Raw genomic sequence first — 21,636 nt, forward strand, 5'->3', positions numbered from 1 at the left:
CGAGCGCAGCGAAGCAATCCAGAGCCGGACCAGGACGCCCTGGATTGCTTCGCTGCGCTCGCAATGACGAAAAGGAGCATCACCCGTCTCGACCGCCAATGATGACAGGTAGGCGAAAGCGGCGACCATCTCGACGCGCCCCCGCGAACCGGCGTAAGGCGGGCGGGTGATTCAACGGCATATTTCCGCATGACCGCCGAAACCGGGCTCGCCGCGCTGTGGCTCGCCGCCGCGCTCGCCGCGTTGCAGGTGCTGCTCGGCGTCATCGCGCTGCGGCGAAACATGCCGCAGGCGGTCGGCGCGATCCGCGCAGTCGCGATCGTGCAGGGCGCGCTGGCCGCGATCGCGATGGGCGCGCTGATCCGCGCGTTCCTCGACACCGACCTGTCGGTCGTGCTGGTCGCCGCCAACAGCCATTCGATGAAGCCGTGGCTGTACAAGTTCGCAGGCGCGTGGGGCAATCACGAAGGCTCGATGCTGCTGTGGGTGACGATCCTCGGCGTCGCCGGTGCAGCGGTCGCGAAGTTCGAGCATCGCCTCGCGCAGCCGACGCTGGTCGCGACGCTGGCGGCGCAGGCGGCGATCGCGCTCGGCTTCTACGCCTTCCTGCTGTTCGCCTCCAACCCGTTCGCGCGGCTCAGCCCGCCGCCACCCGATGGCGCGGGGCTCAATCCGCTGTTGCAGGACCCGGGGCTCGCCTTCCACCCGCCGACGCTCTACGCCGGCTATGTCGGGCTGTCGGTCGCCTTCTCCTTCGCGGTCGGCGCGCTCGTCACCCGCGATGTCGGGCCAATGTTCGCGCGCGCGATGCGGCCGTGGGTGCTGGCTGCGTGGATCTTCCTGACGCTCGGCATCACCGCGGGCAGTTATTGGGCCTATTACGAGCTCGGCTGGGGCGGCTGGTGGTTCTGGGACCCGGTCGAGAACGCCAGCCTGATGCCGTGGCTCGCCGCGACCGCGTTGCTCCATTCGGTGACGGTGCTCGCCACCCGCGACGGCCTGCGCGCGTGGACCGTGATGCTGGCGGTGGTCGCCTTTTCGATGAGCATGATCGGCACCTTCCTGGTCCGTTCGGGCATCCTCACCAGCGTCCACGCCTTTGCGGTCGATCCGCGGCGCGGGAGCTTCATCCTCGTGCTGCTGCTGCTGTACATCGGCGGCGCGCTGGCCTTGTTCGGCGCACGCGTCGGCAGCGTCCGGCAGGGCAAGTTGTTCGAGCCGTTCAGCCGCGAAGGCTCGCTGGTCGCCAACAACCTGCTGCTGACCGTGATCCTCGGCATCGTGCTGATCGGCACCTTTTACCCGATTATCGCCGCTGCGTTCGATATCCAGCTCTCGGTCGGCCCGCCGTTCTTCGACTCGACCGCCGGGCCGATCGCGCTGCTGCTGGTGGCCATCATGGCGGCCGGGCCGCTGCTCCGCTGGCGGCGTGACGAGGCCGAGGCGCTGATCCAGCGCTCCTTCCCCGCGATCGCCGCCGCGCTGTTCGCCGGGGTCGGCGTGTTCCTGCTCGGCGGGCCGATCGGCGTGCTGCCGCTCGCCGGAGTCGCGCTGGCCGCCGGGCTGGCGGTGGCGAGCGTCGCGCCGCTGGCGAAGCGCAACCTCGCGCGTGCGCCGCTGCACCTGTGGGGCATGGTGATCGCGCACCTCGGCATCGCGGTGTCGTTGGCGGGGATGGCGATCAGCACCGCCTATACGCAGGAGACGTTGCTCGCGGTCGGGGTCGGCGATCCGGCGCGGATCGCGGGCTATACCGTCCGGCTGGAGGGGGTGCGTCCGCTGGTCAGCGACAATTGGAGCGCGCTCGAGGGGCGGCTGGCGGTGACCGACGAGAGCGGCACGCGCTTCGTGCTGCGCCCGCAGGTCCGCTATTTCACGACGCCGGTGACGACCACCAACGAAAGCGCGATCGCGACGATGTGGAACGGCCAGCTCTACACGGTGCTCGGCGCGCTGGGTGACGACGGGCGCTGGCAGCTGCGGCTGTGGTGGAAGCCGTTCGTGACGCTGATCTGGCTGGGCGGGGCGATGATCGCGATCGGCGGCGCGCTGTCGCTGGTCGGGCACCAATACCGGCTGTGGCGGACGAAGCAGCGTGCGGAGGCATTCGCGTGAAGCGCTGGCTGGTGTGGCTGCCGCTGTGCGCGTTCGGCATCATCGTCGCGGTGATCGCCTGGGGGCTGTGGCAGCCCGCCGACCGCACGGTGCGCTCGGCATTGGTCGGGCGACCGCTGCCCGATTTCGTCCTGCCCGCGATCGCCCCCGGCAAGCCCGGCCTGGCCAGCGCCGACTTCAGACAGGGCAGCCCGCGGCTGCTCAACGTCTTCGCGAGCTGGTGCGTGCCATGCGTCGCCGAGGCCCCGCAATTGCTGACGCTCAAGGCGGCGGGCGTGCCGATCGATGCGATCGCGATCAAGGACACGCCCGGCGACGTCGCCGCCTTCCTGCGCCGCAACGGCGATCCCTACGCCCGCGTCGGCGCCGACGCGCACAGCCGCGTCCAGCTCGCGCTCGGCTCGTCGGGGGTGCCCGAGACGTTCGTGGTCGACGGCAAGGGCGTGATCCGCGCGCAGCATGTCGGCGACATCCGCGCCGAGGACGTGCCCGAGCTTCTGCAAGCACTAGCGGACGCGAAATGAAGGCGCTGGCGGTTGTCACCTTGCTGCTCGCCGCGCCGCTCGCCGCGCAGACCGCGCTGCCACGGCTCGCCTATACCCAATTGCGCGACCACGATCAGGAGCGGCAGGCGCGCGCGCTGATGGAGACGCTGCGCTGCGTCGTCTGTCAGGGGCAGTCGATCGCTGATTCGGATGCCGACATGGCCGGCGAAATGCGCGCGCTGGTCCGGCAACGGATCGCGCGCGGCGAAGCGCCCGAGGCGGTCCGGTCGTGGCTGATCGCGCGCTACGGCGATTACGTCAGCTACGCCCCGCCGTTGCGCGCCGCGACCCTGCCGTTGTGGCTCGCGCCTTTGGCGTTGCTCGCACTGGGTGCGTGGCTGGCGCGCGCGACCTTCCGTCGGCGGTGATGCGTCGCCCGGCGTGATCGTGCGTTGAGCGCGCGATTGTTCGGGAGATCGTAATGCGTTCGTTGTTCACCACTGCCCTGATTGGCGTCGGTGCCGGATTGGCCGCCTCGTTCGTCATGGACCGCTTTCAGGACCTCGCCGCGCCCGCCTTCGGAATGGACGGCGGCAATGACGACCCGTCGACCGTCAAGGCTGCCGACACGCTCAGCAACGCGGTCGAGGGCCGACCGCTCACGCAGAAGCATCGCGAAGCGGCGGGCTCGGCGATGCATTATGCGCTCGGGGCAGCGATCGGCGGCGGCTATGCGTTGGCGGTGCGGCAATGGCCGGATCTGGCGAAGGGCTGGGGCGTGCCGACCGGGCTGACGACGATGCTGCTGCTCGACGACCTGCTGGTCCCCGCGGCGGGCTGGGGACCGTGGCCGGAGGCAGAGGTGCCGGGCAATGCCTATGGCCTCGCGTCGCACCTCGTCTTCGGGGTGGCGCTGGAGGGCGTGCGCCGCGCGGGCGAGGCGTTGCCCACCTGAGCCCCACGCGCTAACCCATGTTCCTTGTCTCCGGGGGTGTCGTCCATGTTCTCGCCGATCGTTCGTCCGCTCGCCCTGCTGGGCACGGCCTGTGCCCTGCTCGCCGCGCTGCCGGCCGCGGCGGAATGTACGCGCGAGAAGGTGCGCGTCGACCTGCCCGAACAGCGGTTGGACGAGCGGGTGCAGGCGCTGGCGCATCTGTCGGGGTGCTTCATGGAGGTCGACACCACGTTGCTGACCGACAAGCAGGCGGGGCGGCTAAAGGGGCGGATGATCCCGCGCGACGCGCTCTATCGTTCGCTGCGCGGCAGCGGGCTGGAGGCGGCGCGCTACAAGGGACATTGGCGGATCGACCGTCGCCAGCAGGAGCGGTTCGCACGCCGCGTCGCGACGCTGCGCGCCACCACCGCGGAACAGCGCGAGCGCGATGCGATCAGCGGCCTGCGCGCGGCCGATGTCGGCCACACGCTCCGCCATGTCGAAAAGGCCGTGCCGCGCGAGGTGAACGAGCAGGCGCACCTCAACGTCATCGACCGTGTCCGCTACGATGAGAAGCTTGACCGTGTCGCGCGCAAGATCGGCACGCCGCCCGCTCCGCTGGCAATGGGCTGGGTCGCGCCGGTCAATTAACGCATCGTCATCCCGGACTTGATCCGCATGAAGCAGTCACCGTCATTGCGAGCGTAGCGAAGCAATCCAGGGCCGCATCAGGATGCCCTGGATTGCTTCGCTACGCTCGCAATGACGGTCTACCGCTCCCGCCACCAGATCAGCACCGCCAGCACCACGCCCGCCGCGATCCCGGCGAGGAACCCGATCGAGGGCTGTCCGGCATAGAGGCCGATCGCGGTACCGCCCAGCGCGCCGATCGCGATGGGAAAGCCGCCGGCGGAGGGGGAGCGCGGGGGAGGAGCCATGCCGCGCTGTGCCACGGCCGCCCGCGATGCGCCAGCCGCCGCGACAGGCCGGGGCACGCGCGGGACATGGTTTCGCAATCGTCGTGCATTGGCTCTTCTTCTCGACGAATCGCTCGGCTAGACCGCGAGGCATGTGGCCGGACGTGGGGCGGCACCGCGTGCTGGGTCACGTCGTGTGCGGCGCGATGATTGTAACGGGACCGGCGTTCGCGCAGACCGCGCCCACGCCGCCGCTGGTCGTGCCGCCGGCCCCGATGAGCGATGTCGATCCCAACGACCAACTCGCGCCGCTGCCCGACATCGGGGTCGACTGGCCCGATCTTGCCACCGCTCCCGGTGAGCCGACCGCCGCGGCGAGCAACGTCGCCGCCAGCTTCCGCTACGGCTGGCGGATCGATGGGGTCGACACGGTCGGCGGGCCGTTGTTGCAACAGCGGTTCCGCGAACTGTCGGTGCTGGCCGGCGCGGAGGGCAAGGAGGCCAATGCCGCGCAGCTCGATCGCCGCGCGCGACAGGACGCCGACCTGCTCGTCACCTTGCTCAAGGGCAGCGGCTATTACGACGCCACCGTCACGACGCGCGTCGAGCGCGCGAAGAACCGCCCCGTGGTGGTGCTCGCCGCCACGCCGGGGCCGCTCTATCGCTTCACCGGGGTGACGCTCGCCGGGGTCGAGGCGGTGGGGGCGAAGGCGCCGGTGCTGCGCAACGCGTTCGGCGTGAAGGCGGACGATCCGGTCAATGCCGACGCGATCGCCGCCGCCGAGGCCAATCTGAAGACCCGCATCGGCGAGGAGGGCTTCCCGTTCGCGCAGGTCGGCGACCCTGAGGTGGTGGTCGACCGCGCGACGCAGACCGCGACGCTGGCGATGGAGGTCGCGCCCGGCACCGCCCGACGCTTCGGCCGGATCACCGTCAACGCCGACAACAAGGTGTTCGACGCCGCGCACGTGCAGGACATTGCGCGGTTCAAGCCCGACCAGCCCTTCGAGACCTCGCAGGTCGACGATCTGCGCCGTGCGCTCGTCCAGACCGGGCTGGTCTCGACCGCCGAGGTGCGCGCGGTGCCCGGTGCCGATCCCGGGATCGTCGACGTCGCGGTGCGGCTGGAGCCCGCGCCGCCGCGCACCGTCGCGGTCGAGCTGGGCTATGGCACCGGCGAGGGCGCACGCTCCGAAATCAGCTGGACGCACCGCAACCTTTTCCCGCCGGAAGGCGCGGTGACGCTGCGCGGCGTCGCGGGCACGCGCGAGCAGCTCGGGCAGATCACGTTCCGCCGCAACAACTTCCACGCGCGCGACCGCGTGCTGACCGCGCAGCTCTCCGCCGCGCATCTCCGCCGCGACGCGTTCGACGCGCAGACGATCTCGCTGTCGGCGGCGCTGGAACGGCAGACCAATATCTTCTTTCAGAAGACCTGGACGTGGTCGCTGGGGGCCGAACTGGTCGCCACTGACGAGCGCGACGTGATCGCCTCGACTGGCGTGCCGCGCCGCCGCACCTTCCTGATCGGCGCGCTGCCGACCAGCCTTGGCTATGACGGGTCCGACGACCTGCTCAACCCAACGCGCGGCTTCCGCCTGTCGGGGCGGGTCAGCCCCGAAGTGTCGTTGCAGGACACGGTGTTCGGCTACACCCGCGTCCAGCTCGACGCGAGCAAGTATCAGCCGGTCACCGACGCGATCGTGCTGGCGGGGCGGTTGCGCGTCGGCACGATCCTCGGCGCGCCGCGCGACCAGATCGCACCGTCGCGGCGCTTCTATGCCGGCGGCGGTGCGTCGGTGCGCGGCTACAGCTTCCAGTCGATCGGCCCGCGTGACGTCAACAACGACCCGATCGGCGGGCGCAGCCTCGCCGAATTCGCCATCGAGGCGCGGGTGAAAGCGTTCGGCAATTTCGGCGTCGTGCCGTTCCTCGACGGCGGCAACATCTATACCGGCGGGCTGCCCGATTTCGGTGGCCTGCGTTACGGCGCCGGGATCGGCGTGCGTTATTACAGCAACTTCGGCCCCATCCGCGTCGATGTCGGCACCCCGCTCAACCCGCAGCGCGGCGATTCGCGGATCGCGGTCTACGTCTCGCTGGGGCAGGCGTTCTGATGCGCGCATTGCGCCTCTTCGGTTTCGTCGTCGCAGGCCTGCTCGCGCTGGTCGCGATCGTCGCGGTGGTGATCGATACCGACATCGGCCACCGCATCGTCGCCGACCGCGTCAACGCGCTCCAGCCCGACAACGGCCTGCGCTTCCGGCTCGGGCGGATCGAGGGTTCGTTGTACAGTGAGGCCGAGCTGGTCGATTTTCGGCTCTACGATCCCAAGGGGCTGGTGCTGTCGGTGCCGCGCGCGCGGCTCGACTGGTCGCCATTTGGCTGGCTCCACAACCGGCTCGACATCACCGCGCTCGACATTCCCGTCGCCACGCTCGCGAAATTGCCCGAACCGCGCGACACCGGGCGTAGCGGGCCGCTGCTGCCGAAATTCGACATCGCGATCGGGCGTTTGTCGGTCCAACGGCTGATCGTCGCGCCGGCCGTGACCGGGCGGCTGCGCGACGGGCGGCTGCTCGCGCGCGCCGATATCCGCAACGGCCATGCGGTGGTCGCGCTCGACGCGCTGGTGGCGGGCAGCGACCGCGTCAGGCTGCGGCTCGACTCACGTCCCGACGCGGGCAAGTTCGATATCGCCGCCCGCGCGCAGGGCGCGGCGACCGGGGTGCTCGCGCAGCTGACCGGATTGCGGCGGACGGTCGCGCTCGACGTCAGCGGCGCCGGTGACTGGCGGCGCTGGCAGGGGCGGGCCGTGGCGGTCGCCGGCGGCACGCGGCTCGCCGACCTGACGCTCGGCAATGCGGCCGGTCGCTACACCCTCACCGGCACCGTCGCCCCCGCCAGCGTCACGCGCGGCAAGCTCCAGTCGCTGACCGCGCCACGCGTGCTGGTCGACGGCGCGGGCACGTTCGTCAGCCGCCGGCTCGACGGCACGCTGTCGCTGCGCTCGCCGTCGCTCGCCTTGCAGGCCGAGGGGATCGTCGACCTCGCCGACAGCGCGTTCCGTAATCTGCGCGTGACCGGCCATTTGCTGCGCCCGCCCGCGCTATTTCGCAACATGACCGCGCAGAACTTGCGACTACGCGCGATTCTCGATGGTAATTTCCGCACATTCGCGTTCGATTACCGCCTCACAGCGGACCGCTTCGCGTTCGACAACACCGGTTTCGAGCAGGCGCGCGCCGCCGGCCGCGGCCACTGGGGACCCCGCCCGATCGCGCTGCCGGTCGCCTTCACCGCCGCGCGCGTCACCGGGGTCGGCGACGTCGCAGGCGGCATTCTCCGTAACTTATCGGTGGCGGGGGTGCTGCGCGTCACCGCCGACACCGTCACCGGCGACGGGCTCAAGCTGCGCTCGGACAAGCTGTCGGGCGATATCGGACTGACCCTCGACCTGCACACCGGGCGCTTCGACGTCGCGCTGTCGGGCGCGCTCGGGCGCTACCTGATCCCCGGACTGGGCGTGGTCGACGTGCGCTCGCAATTGCACGTCGTTCCCGGCCCCGACGGCCACGGCACGCGCGTGATCGGTCGCGGCACCGCCCGTATGTTGCGGCTCGACAACGGCTTCTTCCGCAGCCTCGCCGGCGGCCTGCCGCAGATCGAGACGCTGCTGGAACGCAGCCCCGATGGCGTGCTCCACTTCACGCAGCTCGTGCTGACCGCGCCGTCGCTGCGGCTCGCGGGCAGTGGCTATCGTCGCCGCGACGGCACGTTCGTGTTCGACGGATCAGGGACACAAAGCAGCTACGGCCCGGTCCAGCTCAAGCTCGACGGCAAGATCGAGAAGCCGACGATCGATCTCGTCTTCGCACGCCCCAATGCCGCGCTGGGGCTGAGCAACGTCCGCGCACACCTCGATCCGACGCCGCAGGGTTTCGCCGTCACCGCCGCGGGCGGGTCGCGGCTCGGGCCGTTCGATGGCGCGGGCGCGATTCTGTTGCCGCCGGGCGGGCAGGCGCAGATCGCGATCGCGCGGCTCGACGTCAGCGGTACGCGCGCGACCGGCACGCTCGACATCGTCGACGGCGGGTTCCGCGGGCGGATGAATGTCGCGGGCGGCGGCTTCAGCGGCGCGCTCGACTTCACGCCGGTCGGCGCGGTGCAGCGAATCAGCGGCCGGATCGACGCGCGCAACGCGCGGCTCGCCGGTGCGGCGACCGTCCGGCAGGCGCGGGTCGACTTCAACGTGCTGCTCGAACCCGATGGCGCGCGCGTCAACGCCACCACCAGCGGCGCGGGGCTGCGACGTGGCGCGCTGTCGGTGTCGCGCTTCTCGGGGCAGGCGGCGCTGACCGGCGACACCGGCGAGGTGCGCGCGTCGATCGCCGGATCGCGCGGCGTCGGCTTCCGCGTTGATACCGTGACTCAGATCACCGCTGACGGCTATGCGGTCCGCGCTTCGGGGACGATCGGGTCGCAGCCGATCCGGCTTGAGACGCCCGCGGTGCTCCGCCGCGACGGCGACCGCTGGATACTAGATCCAACCAAGCTGACGTTCGCAGGCGGTGCTGCGGAAGTGTCCGGTCGCCTCGGCAACGGCGAGACGGCGGTGCGCGCGTCGCTCACGCGCCTGCCGCTCGGCGTGCTCGACATCGGCTATAGCGGTCTCGGGCTCGGCGGTACCGCGACCGGCACGTTGGAGCTGAACGCCCGCGACGGTGCCCCGCCGACCGGGCGCACCAATCTGACGATCCGCGGCCTCACCCGCTCGGGGCTGCTCAGCTCGTCCGCGCCGATCGACATCGGCGTTGCGGGCGTGCTCAGCCCCGACAAGCTCGGCGTGCGGATGGTGATGGCGTCGGGCGGGCGCACCGTGGGTCGTGCGCAGGCGTTGCTCAAGCCGCTGGGCAGCGGCGACCTCTTCGAGCGGCTGACCAAGGCGGGCGTGTTCGCGCAGCTCCGCTATTCCGGCCCCGCCGACACGCTCTGGCGGCTGACCCGCATCGAGCTGTTCGACCTGTCCGGCCCGGTCGCGCTGTCGGCGGACGTCACCGGCACGGTCGCCAGTCCGCAGATCCGCGGGCTGGTCCGCGCCAGCAACGCGCGCATCCAGAGCGCGACCACCGGCACCGTCGTCACCAACATCCAGACCGCCGGGCGCTTCGACGGGTCGCGGCTGCGGATCGAGCGCTTCACCGGCGATGCCGGGCGCGGCGGGCGGGTGACCGGCACCGGCACGTTCGATTTCGCCGCCGCGAACGGCATCGCGTTCGACCTGCGCATCGACGCCGATCACGCCGTGCTGATCGACCGCGAGGACATCGGCGCAACCGCGACCGGGCCGCTCGCCTTCACGTCGGACGGGGTGGGCGGGGTCATCTCGGGCGACGTGCGGCTCGACAGCAGCCGCTACCGGCTCGGCCAGGCGACCGTCGCCAGCGCGCTGCCGCAGATCAACGTCCGCGAGATCAACGTGCCCGGCGGCGATCAGACCGACGACGATGCCGCCGCGCCGTGGCGGCTCGACGTCCACGCCCGCGCGCGCAACGGCCTGATGGTCTCGGGGCTGGGGCTCTCGAGCGAATGGACCACCGATGTCCAGATCGCCGGCTCGCCGACCAATCCCGCGATCACCGGACGCGCCGATCTCGTTCGCGGAGATTACGAGTTCGCGGGGCGCGAGTTCGAATTGTCGCGCGGGATCATCCGCTTTGCGGGCGAGATACCGGCCAACCCCGCGCTCGATATCGAGGCGGCGGCGAACACCACCGGGCTCAACGCGACGATCCGCGTCACCGGTGTCGCGCAAAAGCCGGAGATCAGTTTCGCGAGCACCCCGGCGCTGCCGCAGGACGAATTGCTTTCGCGACTGCTGTTCGGCACCTCGATCACCAACCTGTCCGCGCCCGAGGCGCTCCAGCTCGCCGCCGCGGTGGCGGCGTTGCAGGATGGCGGCAACGGGCTCAATCCGATCAACGCGGTGCGCCGCGCGGCAGGGCTCGACCGGCTGCGCATCCTCCCCGCCGATCCGCAGACCGGGCAGGGCACGTCGATCGCCGCGGGCAAATACGTGACGCGGCGGCTCTACGCCGAGATCATCACCGATGGCGCGGGCTATTCCGCGACACGCGTGGAGTTCCAAGTGACGCGCTGGCTGTCGCTGCTGTCGTCGATCTCGACGCTGGGGCGGCAGAGCGGCAACGTGCGGGTGTCGAAGGATTATTGAGCGGAGGCTCGAAATAACCTGCTGCGAGACGCCAGCCCGACATCGCTCGATGGCTCCTCAGCACGAACGAAGTGATTGGCGGCAGGTTGATGCTTTGTCTCACCCACCTCGGTTCGTCCCGAGGAGAGGCTGAGCCTGTCGAAGCCTCGTCTCGAAGGACAAGCGCACCCGCTGCCACGCCAATTCACCCTATCCTGCGGCAACACGCCGGAACCCCGCGACAGGGCCATTGTTGAGCGCCAGACGATGACCACCCCACAACTTCTCTCGATCGCAACCCTGATCGGGATGATGGCGCTCTTCATCTGGGGGCGCTTCCGCTACGATGTGGTCGCGATCATCGCGCTGCTCGCCAGCCTCGCGCTCGGCATCGTCGCGCCCGCCGACGCCTTCAAGGGCTTCTCCGACGACATCGTCATCATCGTCGCCTCGGCGCTGGTGCTGTCGGCGGCGGTGCAGCGCTCCGGGGTGATCGAGCGCGTGCTGCGGCAGGTCGCGCGCCGCGTCCGCCGCGTGCGCGGGCAATTGCTGGTGCTGACCGGCTCGGTTGGCGTCGCCAGCGCGCTCGTCAAGAACATCGGCGCCCTGGCGATGCTGATGCCCGCCGCTATCCAGATGGCGAAGAAGAACAACGCCTCGCCGTCGGTGTTCCTGATGCCGATGTCATTCGCCTCGCTGCTCGGCGGGCTGATGACGCTGGTCGGCACCTCGCCGAACATCATCGTCAGCCGCTCGCGCGAACAGATGCTGGGCGAGCCGTTCGGGATGTTCGACTATACGCCAGTCGGGCTCGGGCTGCTGGTCGTCGGCTTGCTGTATCTCAGCATCGCCTATCGCCTGATCCCCGCCGACCGCCGCGCCGCGCCGAGCATGGCCGAGGCGCTCGACATCACCGGCTATGTCACCGAGATCGTGATCCCCGAAGGCTCGCCCGCGGTCGGCGAGACGGTCGAAGCGTTCCTCGACCGCCACGAACATGAGGTGACGATCACCCGCATGGTGCGCGCCGGGATGCGCAGCCATCCGCTCGCGGCGACCGAGCTGCGCGCGGGCGATACGCTGATCCTCGGCGGCGACCCCGATGCGCTCGAACGCGCGATCGCGGGCGACAGGCTGACGATGGAAAGCGAGGAGCGCGAGAAGCGCACCGATCGCGGCGAGAGCGAGATCGGCGTGATCGAGGCGGTCATCAACCTCGGCTCGCCGCTGGAAGGGCAGACCGCCGGGCGGCTCGACTTGCAGGCGCGCTACGGCGTCAACCTGATCGCGATCTCGCGGCGCGACGAGCGCTTGTCGCGACGGCTCGGCAATATCGCGCTGCGCACCGGCGACGTCGTGGTGTTGCAGGGCACGCTCGACACCTTGCCCGAGAAATTGCGCGAACTCGGCTGCCTGCCGCTTGCCGAGCGCGAGCTGCGGCTCGGCACCAGCCGGCGCGGCTGGTTGCCGGTCGCGGTGCTCGGCGCGGCGATGTTCGCGACCGCAATGGGCTGGGTGCCGGTCGGCGTCGCCTTCTTCGCCGCGGCGGCGGTGGTCGTGGTGACGGGGTTGCTGCCGGTGCGCGAGGCGTACAACCATATCGAGTGGCCGATCCTCGTGATGCTCGGCGCGCTGATCCCGGTGTCGGATTCGCTGCGCACCACCGGCGCGTCGGATGTGATCGCGACGTGGCTGGCGCAGACTGCGGCCGTGCTGCCGGCGTGGGGCGCGGTGGCGCTGATCCTCGCGGCGGCGATGGCGGTGACGCCGTTCCTCAACAATGCCGCGACCGTGCTGGTGATGGCCCCGATTGCCGCGCAATTCGCGGGTGATCTCGGCTATCGCCCGGAGGCGTTCCTGATGGCGACTGCGGTCGGCGCGGGCAGCGATTTCCTCACCCCGATCGGGCACCAGTGCAATACGTTGGTGCTGGGGCCGGGCGGCTATCGCTTTGGCGATTATGCGCGGCTCGGCGCGCCCCTGTCGGCGCTGGTGCTGCTGGTCGGCACGCCGCTGATCCTGTTCTTCTGGCCGCTGCATTGATCGGCATCACATAGAAATATCGGCTTCTTTCCGGGGCGTTCGCGGCGCGCGGCGCGTTTGCGACAGCACGTTTCCAGAAGATGTGACGGAGAGAGAAGATGAAGCGTTTCCTGCCGGTCGCTGCCCTCGCCATCGTGCTCGCCACGCCGGCCGTCGCGCAGCAGATGACCCCCAACGCCTATGTCGCCGCCGCCGGTGCCGGTGATCTTTACGAAAAGACATCGAGCCAGATCGTGCTGCAATCGACCAAGGACCCCAAGGTCCGCTCGTTTGCGCAGGGCATGATCCGCGACCACAACAAGAGCACCGCGATGGTCAAGAGCGCGGCGACGAAGGCCGGGCTGAAGCCCAAGCCGCCGGTGATGACGTCCGCGCAGAGCGGGATGATCGCGCAGCTCCGCAAGGAGAGCGGCACCGCGCGCGACCGGACCTACCTGACCCAGCAGCAGACCGCGCACCAGCAGGCGCTAGCACTACATCAGGGCTATGCCGCCAACGGCACCGCGGCACCGCTGAAGACCGCCGCGGGTGAAATTGCGCCGGTCGTGCAGCACCACATCGACATGCTCACGGGCATGTAAGGTCGGGGGACCCTCTATCACTTACCGGCGCCCCGGACTTGATCCGGGGCCCCGCTTCTTCTTGCCCGGCGGGTTGAGACAGCGGGACCCCGGGTCAAGCCGAGACCTCTGCGAAAGGCGCCCGAGAAGGCGGGTAAGGCTTTTCTGGCCGATGGGGGGAGCCGTCAAGCGTGCAGGTAGGTGGGTGTATGTCCCCTGCCGAGAAGCCTCGAACGGGTCGTTCAAGCAGCAGCCCGCCGCAGATTATAGGCGATGGCGGCAAGGTCGACCTGGAGGCGGCATCGTTCGAGGCCGCGGTAGCGCATTCTGACCAGGCCGTAGGAACCGCGCTTGAGTTCGGAAAAGGTCCGCTCGACGGCGCCGCGTATCCGTCCGATCAGCTTGTTGCGCACCGCCTGCCAAGGGGGAAGCGTCGGTTGCCCGCGCACGCGGCGATGCTGGATGCGGTCCTTGATGCCGCGCGCCTTGAGCGCCTCGCGCCGGGCGCGCTTCTCGTAAGCCTTGTCGGCATAGACGGCGCGCTCGTCGCCCAGGATGAGGTCGTCGGCCACTTCGCTCTCATAGGTCTTGGCCGGCGTCACCCGCCGGCTGCGGATCAACCCCGAACCCTGGTCGACACCGACATGCACCTTATAGCCGAAGAACAGCCGGCGTCCCCGGTCGACGCGCGTCCAGCTGGCGTCGGGGTCGTTGGCCGAATGGCTCTCCCCGCCTTCCGCCGGCCGGGCACTGCGCGGCGGACAACGGACCGCCGCCTCCACCAGCGTGGCGTCGATCAACGTACCGGACTTGACCAGGAAGCCTGCCGCATCGAGCTGACGCTGCACCTCGACGAACAGCGCCTCGCCCAGCCCCGCCTCGACCAGCGCCAGCCGGAAGCGGCACAAGGTCGTCTCATCCGGCGTCGGCTCCTCCAGCGCCAGGCCGCAGAACCGCCGGAACGATACCCGGTCGGATAGCGCCTCCTCCAGCCCCGGGTCTGACAAGCCATACCATTGCTGCAGCAGCAGCGCCCGCACCATCGCCAGCGCCCGGTACGGCGGACGTCCCGTCGTCCCGGGCCGCACCCGCCGCACCAGCGCCTCCACCGGCGCCCAGTCGATCAGCGCCGCGATCCGCTCCAACCGCGCATTCCGGCCAAACCCCGCCGGCAAAAACGCCTCCGCAAATCCCCGCTGTTCCATCGACGCCGATCCTCCCACAGCATCGAATCATATCCATGCCGAAACGTCAGCACATTTTCGCAGAGGTCTCGGTCAGCCCGGGGTGACGATGGGAGGGAAACCAAAGGCTGTCCGTCACTTCGGGCAGCTGTCTCCCGCCCCTGCGTCCAGATCGAGGCACCGCCCGTCGAGCCCCGACACCGGCAGTCCGATCGTCGCCGCCAGCGTCGGCGCGATGTCGACCGTTTCAACCGACAGCGGCTGCTCGAATGCGACCATCCCCTTGCGCCAGAACAGGATCGGCACGCGCCGGTCGTAGTCCCACGGGCTACCGTGCGTCTCGACATAGAAGGGTGCCGGGGTGACGATCGTCGTCACGCGCGGCTTGAGCAGCACCATCAGGTCGCCCGATCGCTCCGCATCAGAGGAGGCGCGGGCACGCTCGATCAGCGTCCACGTCTCCGGCGGGGTTTTGGCGAAGGGCGTTGCCGCGATGTCGTCGCGGGTGAACGCCGCGGCGACCTGCGGCATCGCCAGATAGCGGCGCTTCGCCTCGGCGAGCACCTGCTTGCGCCGGGCGGCGGGCACGCTGTCGGCGATGTACACGTCGCTCTCCGGCCCGATCAGCACCGGCCCGGCGATGCCGAGATCACGCCCGATCGCCGCGCCGACCAGCTTGGCGGCGTTGCTGGCGGAAGCATGTTCCTCCATCGGCATCGCGCGCTGCTGCTGGCGCTCGGTCATGTCGTGCGCGCCGTGATCGGCAGTCAGCATCACCTCGTAATCCAGCCCCCATTCGTCGAGCTGCGACAGGAACGCGCCGATCGTCTGATCGAGCTGCGCCATCTGGATGCACATCTCGGAGCCCTGCGTGCCCAGCGCATGGCCGACATAATCGGTCGCCGACGCGCCGACCGCGATCAGGTCGGTGCCCGCGCCCTGGCCGAGCTTCATGTCCTGGATCAACCCCGCCGCCAGCGCGAACACCGCGCCGTCGAGCGCAGGCGAGGCGCGGAACGACTTGGCGTCGCCGCCTGCGCGCTGGAACTGCCCGGTGCCGATCGTCTGCGCGCCGACCGTGATCGGCTGCGCCAGTCCCTTGCAATAGCCGGGCAGCGGCAACGGTGCCTGCGCCCCCGCCAGCAGCTTGCCAACCGCGTCATTGGCGCGGGTCACCACCGCCGGGACCGGCGCGGTGCTGCGCGATGGAAGCGTAACGAAATGATCGGTCGCCCAGAACCACATCTGGTCGGTGTGGTGCCCGCCCATCATGATCGCCGCGCGATCCTTGCCCGCGACCGCGACGACGCGGGTGCGCGGATCGGCACGCTTCATCATGTCGCCCAACGTGTCGACGCGCAGATGCAGGTCGGAAGGCTGGTATTTGTCGTGGTCCGAGCCCGGCGCGCGCTCGTCCTCCGCACAATAGACGACCTTGTCGGGACGCCCGGCGCGTTGGTCGATCCAGTTGTTGGCGATGATCCCGGTATGTGCCGGGCGCATCCCGGTCAGGATCGTCGAGTGGCCGGGGCAGGTCTCGGTCGCGGCATGGCTTTGATAGCCCGACGGGAAGACTACACCCTGCTGGAGCCGGGCCAGCCCGTCGGTGTAGCGGTTGCGGTACTGGGCGAACAGATCCGCGGAGAATTGGTCCACCGAGATCGCGACGATCAGCTTGGGCTTGCCCTGCGGCGTCGCTGCGGCAGCGGCCGACGGCGTCTGGGCGGTGGCGGGAAACACCAGCGCGGCGGTGGTCAGCAAAGCGGCGGCAAACAACGATTTCATCGGGCAACCTTGATGCAACGGGGAAGCGAAGCGGCTATGATCCCGCTCCGATGATCAGGCAAGCAATGCGCGCGGCGCTTTTCACTCTGATGACAGCCGTTTCGCTGCTGCTTGCCGCCACGGCCGGTGCGCAGACGCGGCATGTCGCGATGACGCTGATCGCCGAGAGCGACCGGCCGGCGCCGGGCAGCACCGTCGCGCTCGCGATCCATGCGGTGCCCGATACGGGCTGGCACGGTTATTGGCTCAACCCCGGCGATGCGGGGGTGGCGACGCGCGCCACCTGGACGCTGCCCCCCGGGGCGACCGCGGGGGCGCTCGCCTATCCGCCGCCGGGGCGGCTGGTGATCGCCGGGCTGATGAATCACGTCTACGAACGCCCGTGGACAATGCTGACGACATTGACGGTGCCCAAGGCACTGGCCCCAGGCACCGCTCTGCCAGTGCGGGTCAAGCTCGACTATCTCGTCTGCACGGAGACGATCTGCGTTCCCGAGACGCAGGAGTTGAGCACGCAACTGAAAATTGGCGACGCGCCGGTCACGCCCCAGCGCCGCGCGCAGTTCGACGCTTGGCGCCGCGCGCTTCCGCGCCCGCTTGGCAGTGCCGCGACATGGCAGATCGACGCCGGGCGCTTCCGGCTGTCAGTCCCCTATCCCGCCGATGCACCGCTCGGTCAGGCATGGTTCTACCCGGCGCGAAGCGGCGCGACCGACTACGCCGCTACGCAGACCGTTAATCGCGACGGCGAGCGGCTGGTGATCGAGACCAAGGCGGCGGCCACGCCGGAGCACGGCGCGCTGGAAGGCGTGCTGACGCTCGGCGACGGCACCGCGCTGGCGCTGCTCGCACAGCCCGGCAGCGTCGCGCCCGCAAAGGGGTCGGCGGCACTCGACTGGGGCGTCGCGCTGGCGGCGTTCGGTGGCGCATTGCTCGGCGGGCTGTTGCTCAACATCATGCCGTGCGTTTTCCCGATCCTCAGCCTCAAGGCGCTCGGGCTCGCGCGCTCGGGCGAGAGCGAACGCCACGCGCGGGTCGAGGCGCTCGCCTATACCGCGGGCGTGGTGCTGGTGTGCCTCGCGCTCGGCGCGACCCTGCTGGTGCTGCGCGCGGGCGGGGCGAGCGCGGGCTGGGCGTTCCAGTTGCAGGACCCGCGCGTCGTCGGCGTGCTGCTGCTGCTGATTGTCGCGATCGCGCTCAACCTCGCCGGTTTGTTCGAGCTGCCCACCCCGCGATTCGCCGGGCGCAGCGGCGCGAGCGGCGCGTTCATGACCGGCGCGCTCGCCGCCTTCGTCGCGACGCCGTGCACCGGGCCGTTCATGGGCGCGGCGCTCGGCGCGGCGCTGGTGCTGCCGCCGGTCGCGGCGCTGCTGGTGTTTGCGGGGCTAGGGCTCGGCATTGCGCTGCCGTTCCTGTTGATCGGCTTCGTCCCCGCGCTGCGGCGCCGGCTGCCGAAGCCGGGGATGTGGATGGTGCGGCTGCGCCACGTCCTGTCGGTGCCAATGTTTGCGACCGCGCTCGCGCTCGCCTGGGTGCTCGGGAGACAGGCCGGGGTGGACGGCATGACGATCGCGCTCGCCGCGGCGCTGCTCGCCGGGCTCGGGCTGTGGTGGAGCGGGCGGCGGCAGGCGCAGGGGGAACGGCTGGTCTGGGCGCCCGCGCTGGTCGCGCTGCTGCTGGGAGGTGCCGCGCTCGCCACCGTCCGTGCGCAGCCGGCAGGCGCGGCCATTGCCAAGGTCGCGGGTGCTGAGCCGTTCACCGAGGCGCGGCTCGCGGCGTTGCGCGCGGAAGGACGGCCGGTGTTTGCCTATTTCACCGCCGACTGGTGCCTGACGTGCAAGGTCAACGAAAAAGCCGCGATCGAGACGCGCGCGGTGGCGGATGCCTTCGCGCGCAACAAGGTCGCGGTGCTGGTCGGCGACTGGACCGATGGCGACCCGGTGCTCGGCCGCTTCATCGCGCAGCACAATCGCGCCGGAGTGCCGCTTTACCTATTTTACTCGCGCGGTACCGCCACTCCGCGCGTACTTCCGCAGGTGCTCACTCCGACGATGCTCACATCGTTGCGCTGACAGCTGCTGCACTGCAATGAAATGTTGCACGGGGCGTTGATCTCGCTCAGCATGCGACGAATCCGGTTGTCGGGCGTTGCAGGGGACAAATGGGGAAAGCGGCGTTTGACGAGATCATGGGGGCAAGCAGCGCCGACGGCGCGCGCCCCGAGTTGCGGGAATTGTGTCGGTGGCTCGCCGACACGCCCGACGGCGAGTTGCGTCGTCGGCAGCAATCCGCCGAAACGACCTTTCGCCAGCTCGGCATCACCTTCGCCGTATATGGGGAGAGTGACGCCGGCGAGCGGATCATCCCGTTCGACATCGTGCCGCGCGTCTTCCTCGCCGACGAATGGGCGCGACTTTCCGAGGGGCTGATCCAGCGCGTCGAGGCGATCAACGCCTTTCTCGTCGATATTTATGGCGAGCAGAAGATCCTGCGTGACGGCGTACTGCCCCCCGACCTGATCCTCGGCAATGCGCAATTCCGCCCGGAAATAGCGGGAATCCGCCCCCCGCATGACGTCTGGGCCCATATCTGCGGGATCGACCTCGTCCGTACCGGCCCCGACGATTTCTTCGTGCTGGAGGACAATGCCCGAACGCCGTCGGGCGTCAGCTACATGCTGGAAAACCGCGAGGCGATGGTGCGGCTTTGCCCCGAACTGTTCGCCAAGTTCCGCGTCGCCGCGGTCGACAGCTATCCCGATCGGTTGCTGGAGACGATGCGTTCGGTGGCGCCGCGCGGCTGCGGCGGGAAGCCCACCTGCGTGGTGTTGACGCCCGGCCACTACAATTCGGCCTATTACGAGCACAGCTTCCTCGCTGATTCGATGGGTGTCGAGCTGGTCGAGGCCGCCGACCTCGTCGTCGATGACGATGTCGTCTACATGCGCACCATCGAGGGTCGCGTGCGCGTCGATGTCATCTATCGTCGCGTCGACGACGACTATCTTGATCCGCTCGTCTTCCGTGCCGATTCGATGCTCGGTGTGCCGGGGCTGATCGCGGCCTATGCGGCGGGCAATGTCGCGATCCTCAATGCGCCAGGCAACGGCATCGCCGACGACAAGGCGATCTACAGCTACATGCCTGAGATCGTGAAATATTACTCGGGCAGCGATGCGCGGCTGCCCAACGTCGAAACCTATCGCTGTCGCGAACCGCAGGCGCTCAAATACGTGCTCGACCATCTCGGCGAATTGGTCGTCAAGCTGGTCGATGGCTCGGGCGGCTACGGAATGCTCGTCGGCCCGACCGCCTCATCGGCGGAGATCGAGCGCTTTCGCGCCGCGCTGATTGCGGTGCCCGAACGCTATATCGCGCAGCCGACGCTGGCGCTGTCGACCGTCCCGACATTGGTTGAGCAAGGCGTGGCGCCGCGCCACGTCGATTTCCGCCCGTTCGTGCTGACCGGCGCAAAGGGCGTGCAGGTTGTTCCCGGCGGGCTGACCCGCGTCGCGCTGCGCGAAGGGTCGCTGGTCGTCAATTCGTCGCAGGGCGGCGGGACCAAGGACAGTTTCGTGCTCATGGACGAGCCACGCGGCATGACCCAGACGATGTCGGGCGCGGGGGGCACCATGACGCAGACGCTCGGGCCGGGGCAGGGCTGATGCTCAGCCGCACCGCCGCCTCGCTCTACTGGCTCGGTCGGTATGTCGAGCGTGCCGATTTCCTCGCGCGGCTGATCGAAGCGACGCTGCGCCTCGATGTGCTCTCCCCGCGCTCGGCGGGTGAGGATGCGTGGCGCACCGCGCTCGCGGTCAGCGAAACCGCCGACGCCTTCGCTGCGGGTGGCCATGCGCTGACCCGCGAGGAGGTCGCGCATTTCCTGCTCGACAGCAGTGCGCATCGCGGCTCGATCCTGCGCTGCCTCGCGATGGCGCGCGACAATGCCCGCGCGGTGCGCACCGCGCTCAGCCGGGAGGCGTGGCAGGCGATCAACGGCGCATGGCTGATCTTCGACCAGCGCATGACCCGGCTCGACCCCACCGCGACGCTGAACGTGGTCGATGCGGTCAAGGCCGAGACGCGCGGATTCGAGGGCGCGGTGCACCGGATGCTCCGCAACCAGACGACCTCGTTCATCCGGCTGGGGCAGGCGGTCGAGCGCACCGACAACACCGCGCGGCTGCTCGACGTCAAATATCACATCCTGCTGCCGGAGGGCGAGCGCGTCGGCGGCACGGTCGACCGCGACCAATGGACGACGATCCTGCAGACCGTCTCGGCGGTCACTGCCTATCGCTGGCTGTACAATGACGGCCTCAATCCCACCAACGTCATCGACCTGCTGCTCAGCCGCGCCGAGCTGCCGCGCAGCCTCGCCGCATCGATCGAGGAAACAGTCGCCGCGCTCACCGCGCTTGCCCGCGCCAGCGGCACGCAGGGCGAGGCCGACCGGATGGCGCGCACCCGCCAGGCCCGCGTCGCGCGCACCCGCACCGGCGACGTGATCGCCGCCGGGCTCCACCAGCATCTTCAGGCCCTGATCGTCGAGAATGCGCAATTGCACGACGCGATCGGCCGCCAGTTCAAGTTCCACTGATGCGCCTGACCATCGACCACCGCACCACCTATCGTTTCACCGCACCGCAAGGGCGCGTGGTGCAGCTGCTGCGGATGACCCCGCGCAACACGCACGACCAGACGGTTGCGGCGTGGAACATCAACATCGACTGCGACGCGCGGCTGCGCGAACATCGCGACGGCTTCGGCAACATTACCACGATGCTCTATGCCGAGGGACCGCTGTCGGGGATCGAGATCAGCGTTTCGGGCGAAGTGGTGACCAGTTCGTCGAGCGGCGTGCTCCACGGCACGTTCGAGCCGCTGCCCGCCGCGCTGTACCTGCGCAGTACGCCTGCAACGCACGCCGAACCCGCGCTCGCCGCCTTTGCGCAGGCTGAGGTCGAGGGGCGTGCCCGAATCGCCGCACTCCATGCGCTCAATACCGCGCTGCACCGTCGCTTCGAGGTCGTCGACGGCCGCCCCGAGCCGGGGCTCGCCGTCACCGCCGCCTTCGCGCGCGACACCGCCACCGCGCGCGATCTGGCGCAGATGTTTGTCGCCGCCGCGCGCGCCGCCGCTTTTCCGGCACGTTATGTCACCGGATATTGTGACATATTGGCCGGTGGTCGCGCGACGCCGCACGGCTGGGCGGAGGCGTGGGTCGAAGGGCTCGGCTGGGTGGGATTCGACCCGACCCTCGGGTGTTCGCCCGAGGCGCATCACGTCCGCGTCGCGGTCGCGCTCGACGCTGCGGGTTGTTCCCCGGTCGCGGGGTCGCGGCTGGGAGAGGGCCGCGAATGCCTCGACGTTGAGGTGCAGGTCAGCGGGCAGGATTGACCG

At 69.6% G+C, this 21,636-nt stretch carries 16 protein-coding genes; 13 read left to right on the forward strand and 3 right to left on the reverse strand.

Annotated elements, in window-relative coordinates:
- The first annotated feature begins 189 nt into the window (after positions 1 to 189).
- The 5 genes from SPHPH_RS0116965 to SPHPH_RS20580 are packed head-to-tail and all read left to right on the forward strand — an operon-like array spanning position 190 to position 4,185.
- Positions 190 to 2,115, forward strand: a complete 1,926-nt coding sequence (locus tag SPHPH_RS0116965; RefSeq protein ID WP_028967770.1) for a heme lyase CcmF/NrfE family subunit — start codon at positions 190 to 192, stop codon at positions 2,113 to 2,115.
- Positions 2,112 to 2,639 carry a DsbE family thiol:disulfide interchange protein gene (locus tag SPHPH_RS0116970; RefSeq protein ID WP_028967771.1) on the forward strand — a complete coding sequence of 176 codons (528 nt, stop codon included), beginning with the start codon at positions 2,112 to 2,114 and terminating at the stop codon, positions 2,637 to 2,639. Before SPHPH_RS0116965 ends, SPHPH_RS0116970 begins: the two co-directional genes overlap by 4 nt.
- A complete protein-coding gene (locus SPHPH_RS0116975) occupies positions 2,636 to 3,028 on the forward strand; it encodes a cytochrome c-type biogenesis protein (RefSeq protein WP_028967772.1) in 393 nt (130 codons plus the stop codon). Before SPHPH_RS0116970 ends, SPHPH_RS0116975 begins: the two co-directional genes overlap by 4 nt.
- Positions 3,029 to 3,081: 53 nt before the next feature.
- Positions 3,082 to 3,555, forward strand: a complete 474-nt coding sequence (locus SPHPH_RS0116980; protein ID WP_028967773.1) for a hypothetical protein — start codon at positions 3,082 to 3,084, stop codon at positions 3,553 to 3,555.
- 45 nt (positions 3,556 to 3,600) lie between these two features.
- A complete protein-coding gene (locus SPHPH_RS20580; RefSeq protein WP_051273091.1) occupies positions 3,601 to 4,185 on the forward strand; it encodes a hypothetical protein in 585 nt (194 codons plus the stop codon).
- A gap of 119 nt (positions 4,186 to 4,304) precedes the next feature.
- Here SPHPH_RS20580 and SPHPH_RS21475 read toward each other — a convergent pair whose 3' ends face one another.
- Positions 4,305 to 4,472, reverse strand: a complete 168-nt coding sequence (locus SPHPH_RS21475) for a hypothetical protein (RefSeq protein ID WP_202900677.1) — start codon at positions 4,470 to 4,472, stop codon at positions 4,305 to 4,307.
- Positions 4,473 to 4,603: 131 nt separating this feature from the next.
- On the opposite strand from SPHPH_RS21475, the gene SPHPH_RS0116995 reads away from it, so the two are divergent.
- The 4 genes from SPHPH_RS0116995 to SPHPH_RS0117010 all read left to right on the forward strand — a co-directional run bounded on the left by SPHPH_RS0116995 (position 4,604) and on the right by SPHPH_RS0117010 (position 13,286).
- Positions 4,604 to 6,568 carry an autotransporter assembly complex protein TamA gene (locus tag SPHPH_RS0116995; protein ID WP_028967774.1) on the forward strand — a complete coding sequence of 655 codons (1,965 nt, stop codon included), beginning with the start codon at positions 4,604 to 4,606 and terminating at the stop codon, positions 6,566 to 6,568.
- Entirely contained in the window at positions 6,568 to 10,683 is a 4,116-nt protein-coding gene (locus SPHPH_RS0117000) for a translocation/assembly module TamB domain-containing protein (RefSeq protein ID WP_156026079.1), read from the forward strand. Before SPHPH_RS0116995 ends, SPHPH_RS0117000 begins: the two co-directional genes overlap by 1 nt.
- Before the next feature lie 246 nt (positions 10,684 to 10,929).
- The gene (locus tag SPHPH_RS0117005; RefSeq protein WP_028967776.1) at positions 10,930 to 12,705 is read left to right on the forward strand and encodes an SLC13 family permease; all 1,776 of its coding nucleotides are present in this window, start codon (positions 10,930 to 10,932) and stop codon (positions 12,703 to 12,705) included.
- 98 nt (positions 12,706 to 12,803) lie between these two features.
- Entirely contained in the window at positions 12,804 to 13,286 is a 483-nt protein-coding gene (locus tag SPHPH_RS0117010; protein ID WP_028967777.1) for a DUF4142 domain-containing protein, read from the forward strand.
- 221 nt (positions 13,287 to 13,507) lie between these two features.
- Here the strand turns inward: SPHPH_RS0117010 and SPHPH_RS0117015 are convergent, their stop codons facing one another.
- Positions 13,508 to 14,470 (reverse strand): IS5 family transposase, encoded by a 963-nt coding sequence (locus tag SPHPH_RS0117015; RefSeq protein ID WP_028967778.1) that lies wholly within the window; start codon positions 14,468 to 14,470, stop codon positions 13,508 to 13,510.
- A 114-nt stretch (positions 14,471 to 14,584) separates the two neighbouring features.
- On the reverse strand, positions 14,585 to 16,234 hold the full coding sequence (locus tag SPHPH_RS0117020; protein WP_028967779.1) for an alkaline phosphatase family protein: 1,650 nt from the start codon (positions 16,232 to 16,234) through the stop codon (positions 14,585 to 14,587).
- 65 nt (positions 16,235 to 16,299) lie between these two features.
- On the opposite strand from SPHPH_RS0117020, the gene SPHPH_RS0117025 reads away from it, so the two are divergent.
- From SPHPH_RS0117025 to SPHPH_RS0117040, 4 genes are all read left to right on the forward strand, one after another.
- Positions 16,300 to 18,306, forward strand: coding sequence for a protein-disulfide reductase DsbD family protein (locus tag SPHPH_RS0117025; RefSeq protein ID WP_028967780.1), 2,007 nt, complete (start codon positions 16,300 to 16,302; stop codon positions 18,304 to 18,306).
- 89 nt (positions 18,307 to 18,395) lie between these two features.
- Positions 18,396 to 19,898, forward strand: coding sequence for a circularly permuted type 2 ATP-grasp protein (locus SPHPH_RS0117030; RefSeq protein WP_028967781.1), 1,503 nt, complete (start codon positions 18,396 to 18,398; stop codon positions 19,896 to 19,898).
- On the forward strand, positions 19,898 to 20,833 hold the full coding sequence (locus SPHPH_RS0117035; protein ID WP_028967782.1) for an alpha-E domain-containing protein: 936 nt from the start codon (positions 19,898 to 19,900) through the stop codon (positions 20,831 to 20,833). Before SPHPH_RS0117030 ends, SPHPH_RS0117035 begins: the two co-directional genes overlap by 1 nt.
- Positions 20,833 to 21,633 carry a transglutaminase family protein gene (locus SPHPH_RS0117040; protein WP_028967783.1) on the forward strand — a complete coding sequence of 267 codons (801 nt, stop codon included), beginning with the start codon at positions 20,833 to 20,835 and terminating at the stop codon, positions 21,631 to 21,633. Before SPHPH_RS0117035 ends, SPHPH_RS0117040 begins: the two co-directional genes overlap by 1 nt.
- Positions 21,634 to 21,636 lie beyond the last annotated feature (3 nt).

The sequence above is a fragment of the Sphingomonas phyllosphaerae FA2 genome, assembly GCF_000427645.1.
Classification (GTDB): domain Bacteria; phylum Pseudomonadota; class Alphaproteobacteria; order Sphingomonadales; family Sphingomonadaceae; genus Sphingomonas; species Sphingomonas phyllosphaerae.

Coding starts and splice junctions, on each gene's coding strand:
- SPHPH_RS0117015 (WP_028967778.1), bottom strand. CDS start 14,470: ATGGAACAGCGGGGATTTGCGGAGGCGTTTTTGCCGGCGGGGTTTGGC.
- SPHPH_RS0116980 (WP_028967773.1), top strand. CDS start 3,082: ATGCGTTCGTTGTTCACCACTGCCCTGATTGGCGTCGGTGCCGGATTG.
- SPHPH_RS21475 (WP_202900677.1), bottom strand. CDS start 4,472: ATGGCTCCTCCCCCGCGCTCCCCCTCCGCCGGCGGCTTTCCCATCGCG.
- SPHPH_RS0117040 (WP_028967783.1), top strand. CDS start 20,833: ATGCGCCTGACCATCGACCACCGCACCACCTATCGTTTCACCGCACCG.
- SPHPH_RS20580 (WP_051273091.1), top strand. CDS start 3,601: ATGTTCTCGCCGATCGTTCGTCCGCTCGCCCTGCTGGGCACGGCCTGT.
- SPHPH_RS0117030 (WP_028967781.1), top strand. CDS start 18,396: ATGGGGAAAGCGGCGTTTGACGAGATCATGGGGGCAAGCAGCGCCGAC.
- SPHPH_RS0116975 (WP_028967772.1), top strand. CDS start 2,636: ATGAAGGCGCTGGCGGTTGTCACCTTGCTGCTCGCCGCGCCGCTCGCC.
- SPHPH_RS0117010 (WP_028967777.1), top strand. CDS start 12,804: ATGAAGCGTTTCCTGCCGGTCGCTGCCCTCGCCATCGTGCTCGCCACG.
- SPHPH_RS0117025 (WP_028967780.1), top strand. CDS start 16,300: ATGCGCGCGGCGCTTTTCACTCTGATGACAGCCGTTTCGCTGCTGCTT.
- SPHPH_RS0117000 (WP_156026079.1), top strand. CDS start 6,568: ATGCGCGCATTGCGCCTCTTCGGTTTCGTCGTCGCAGGCCTGCTCGCG.
- SPHPH_RS0117035 (WP_028967782.1), top strand. CDS start 19,898: ATGCTCAGCCGCACCGCCGCCTCGCTCTACTGGCTCGGTCGGTATGTC.
- SPHPH_RS0117005 (WP_028967776.1), top strand. CDS start 10,930: ATGACCACCCCACAACTTCTCTCGATCGCAACCCTGATCGGGATGATG.
- SPHPH_RS0116965 (WP_028967770.1), top strand. CDS start 190: ATGACCGCCGAAACCGGGCTCGCCGCGCTGTGGCTCGCCGCCGCGCTC.
- SPHPH_RS0116995 (WP_028967774.1), top strand. CDS start 4,604: ATGTGGCCGGACGTGGGGCGGCACCGCGTGCTGGGTCACGTCGTGTGC.
- SPHPH_RS0117020 (WP_028967779.1), bottom strand. CDS start 16,234: ATGAAATCGTTGTTTGCCGCCGCTTTGCTGACCACCGCCGCGCTGGTG.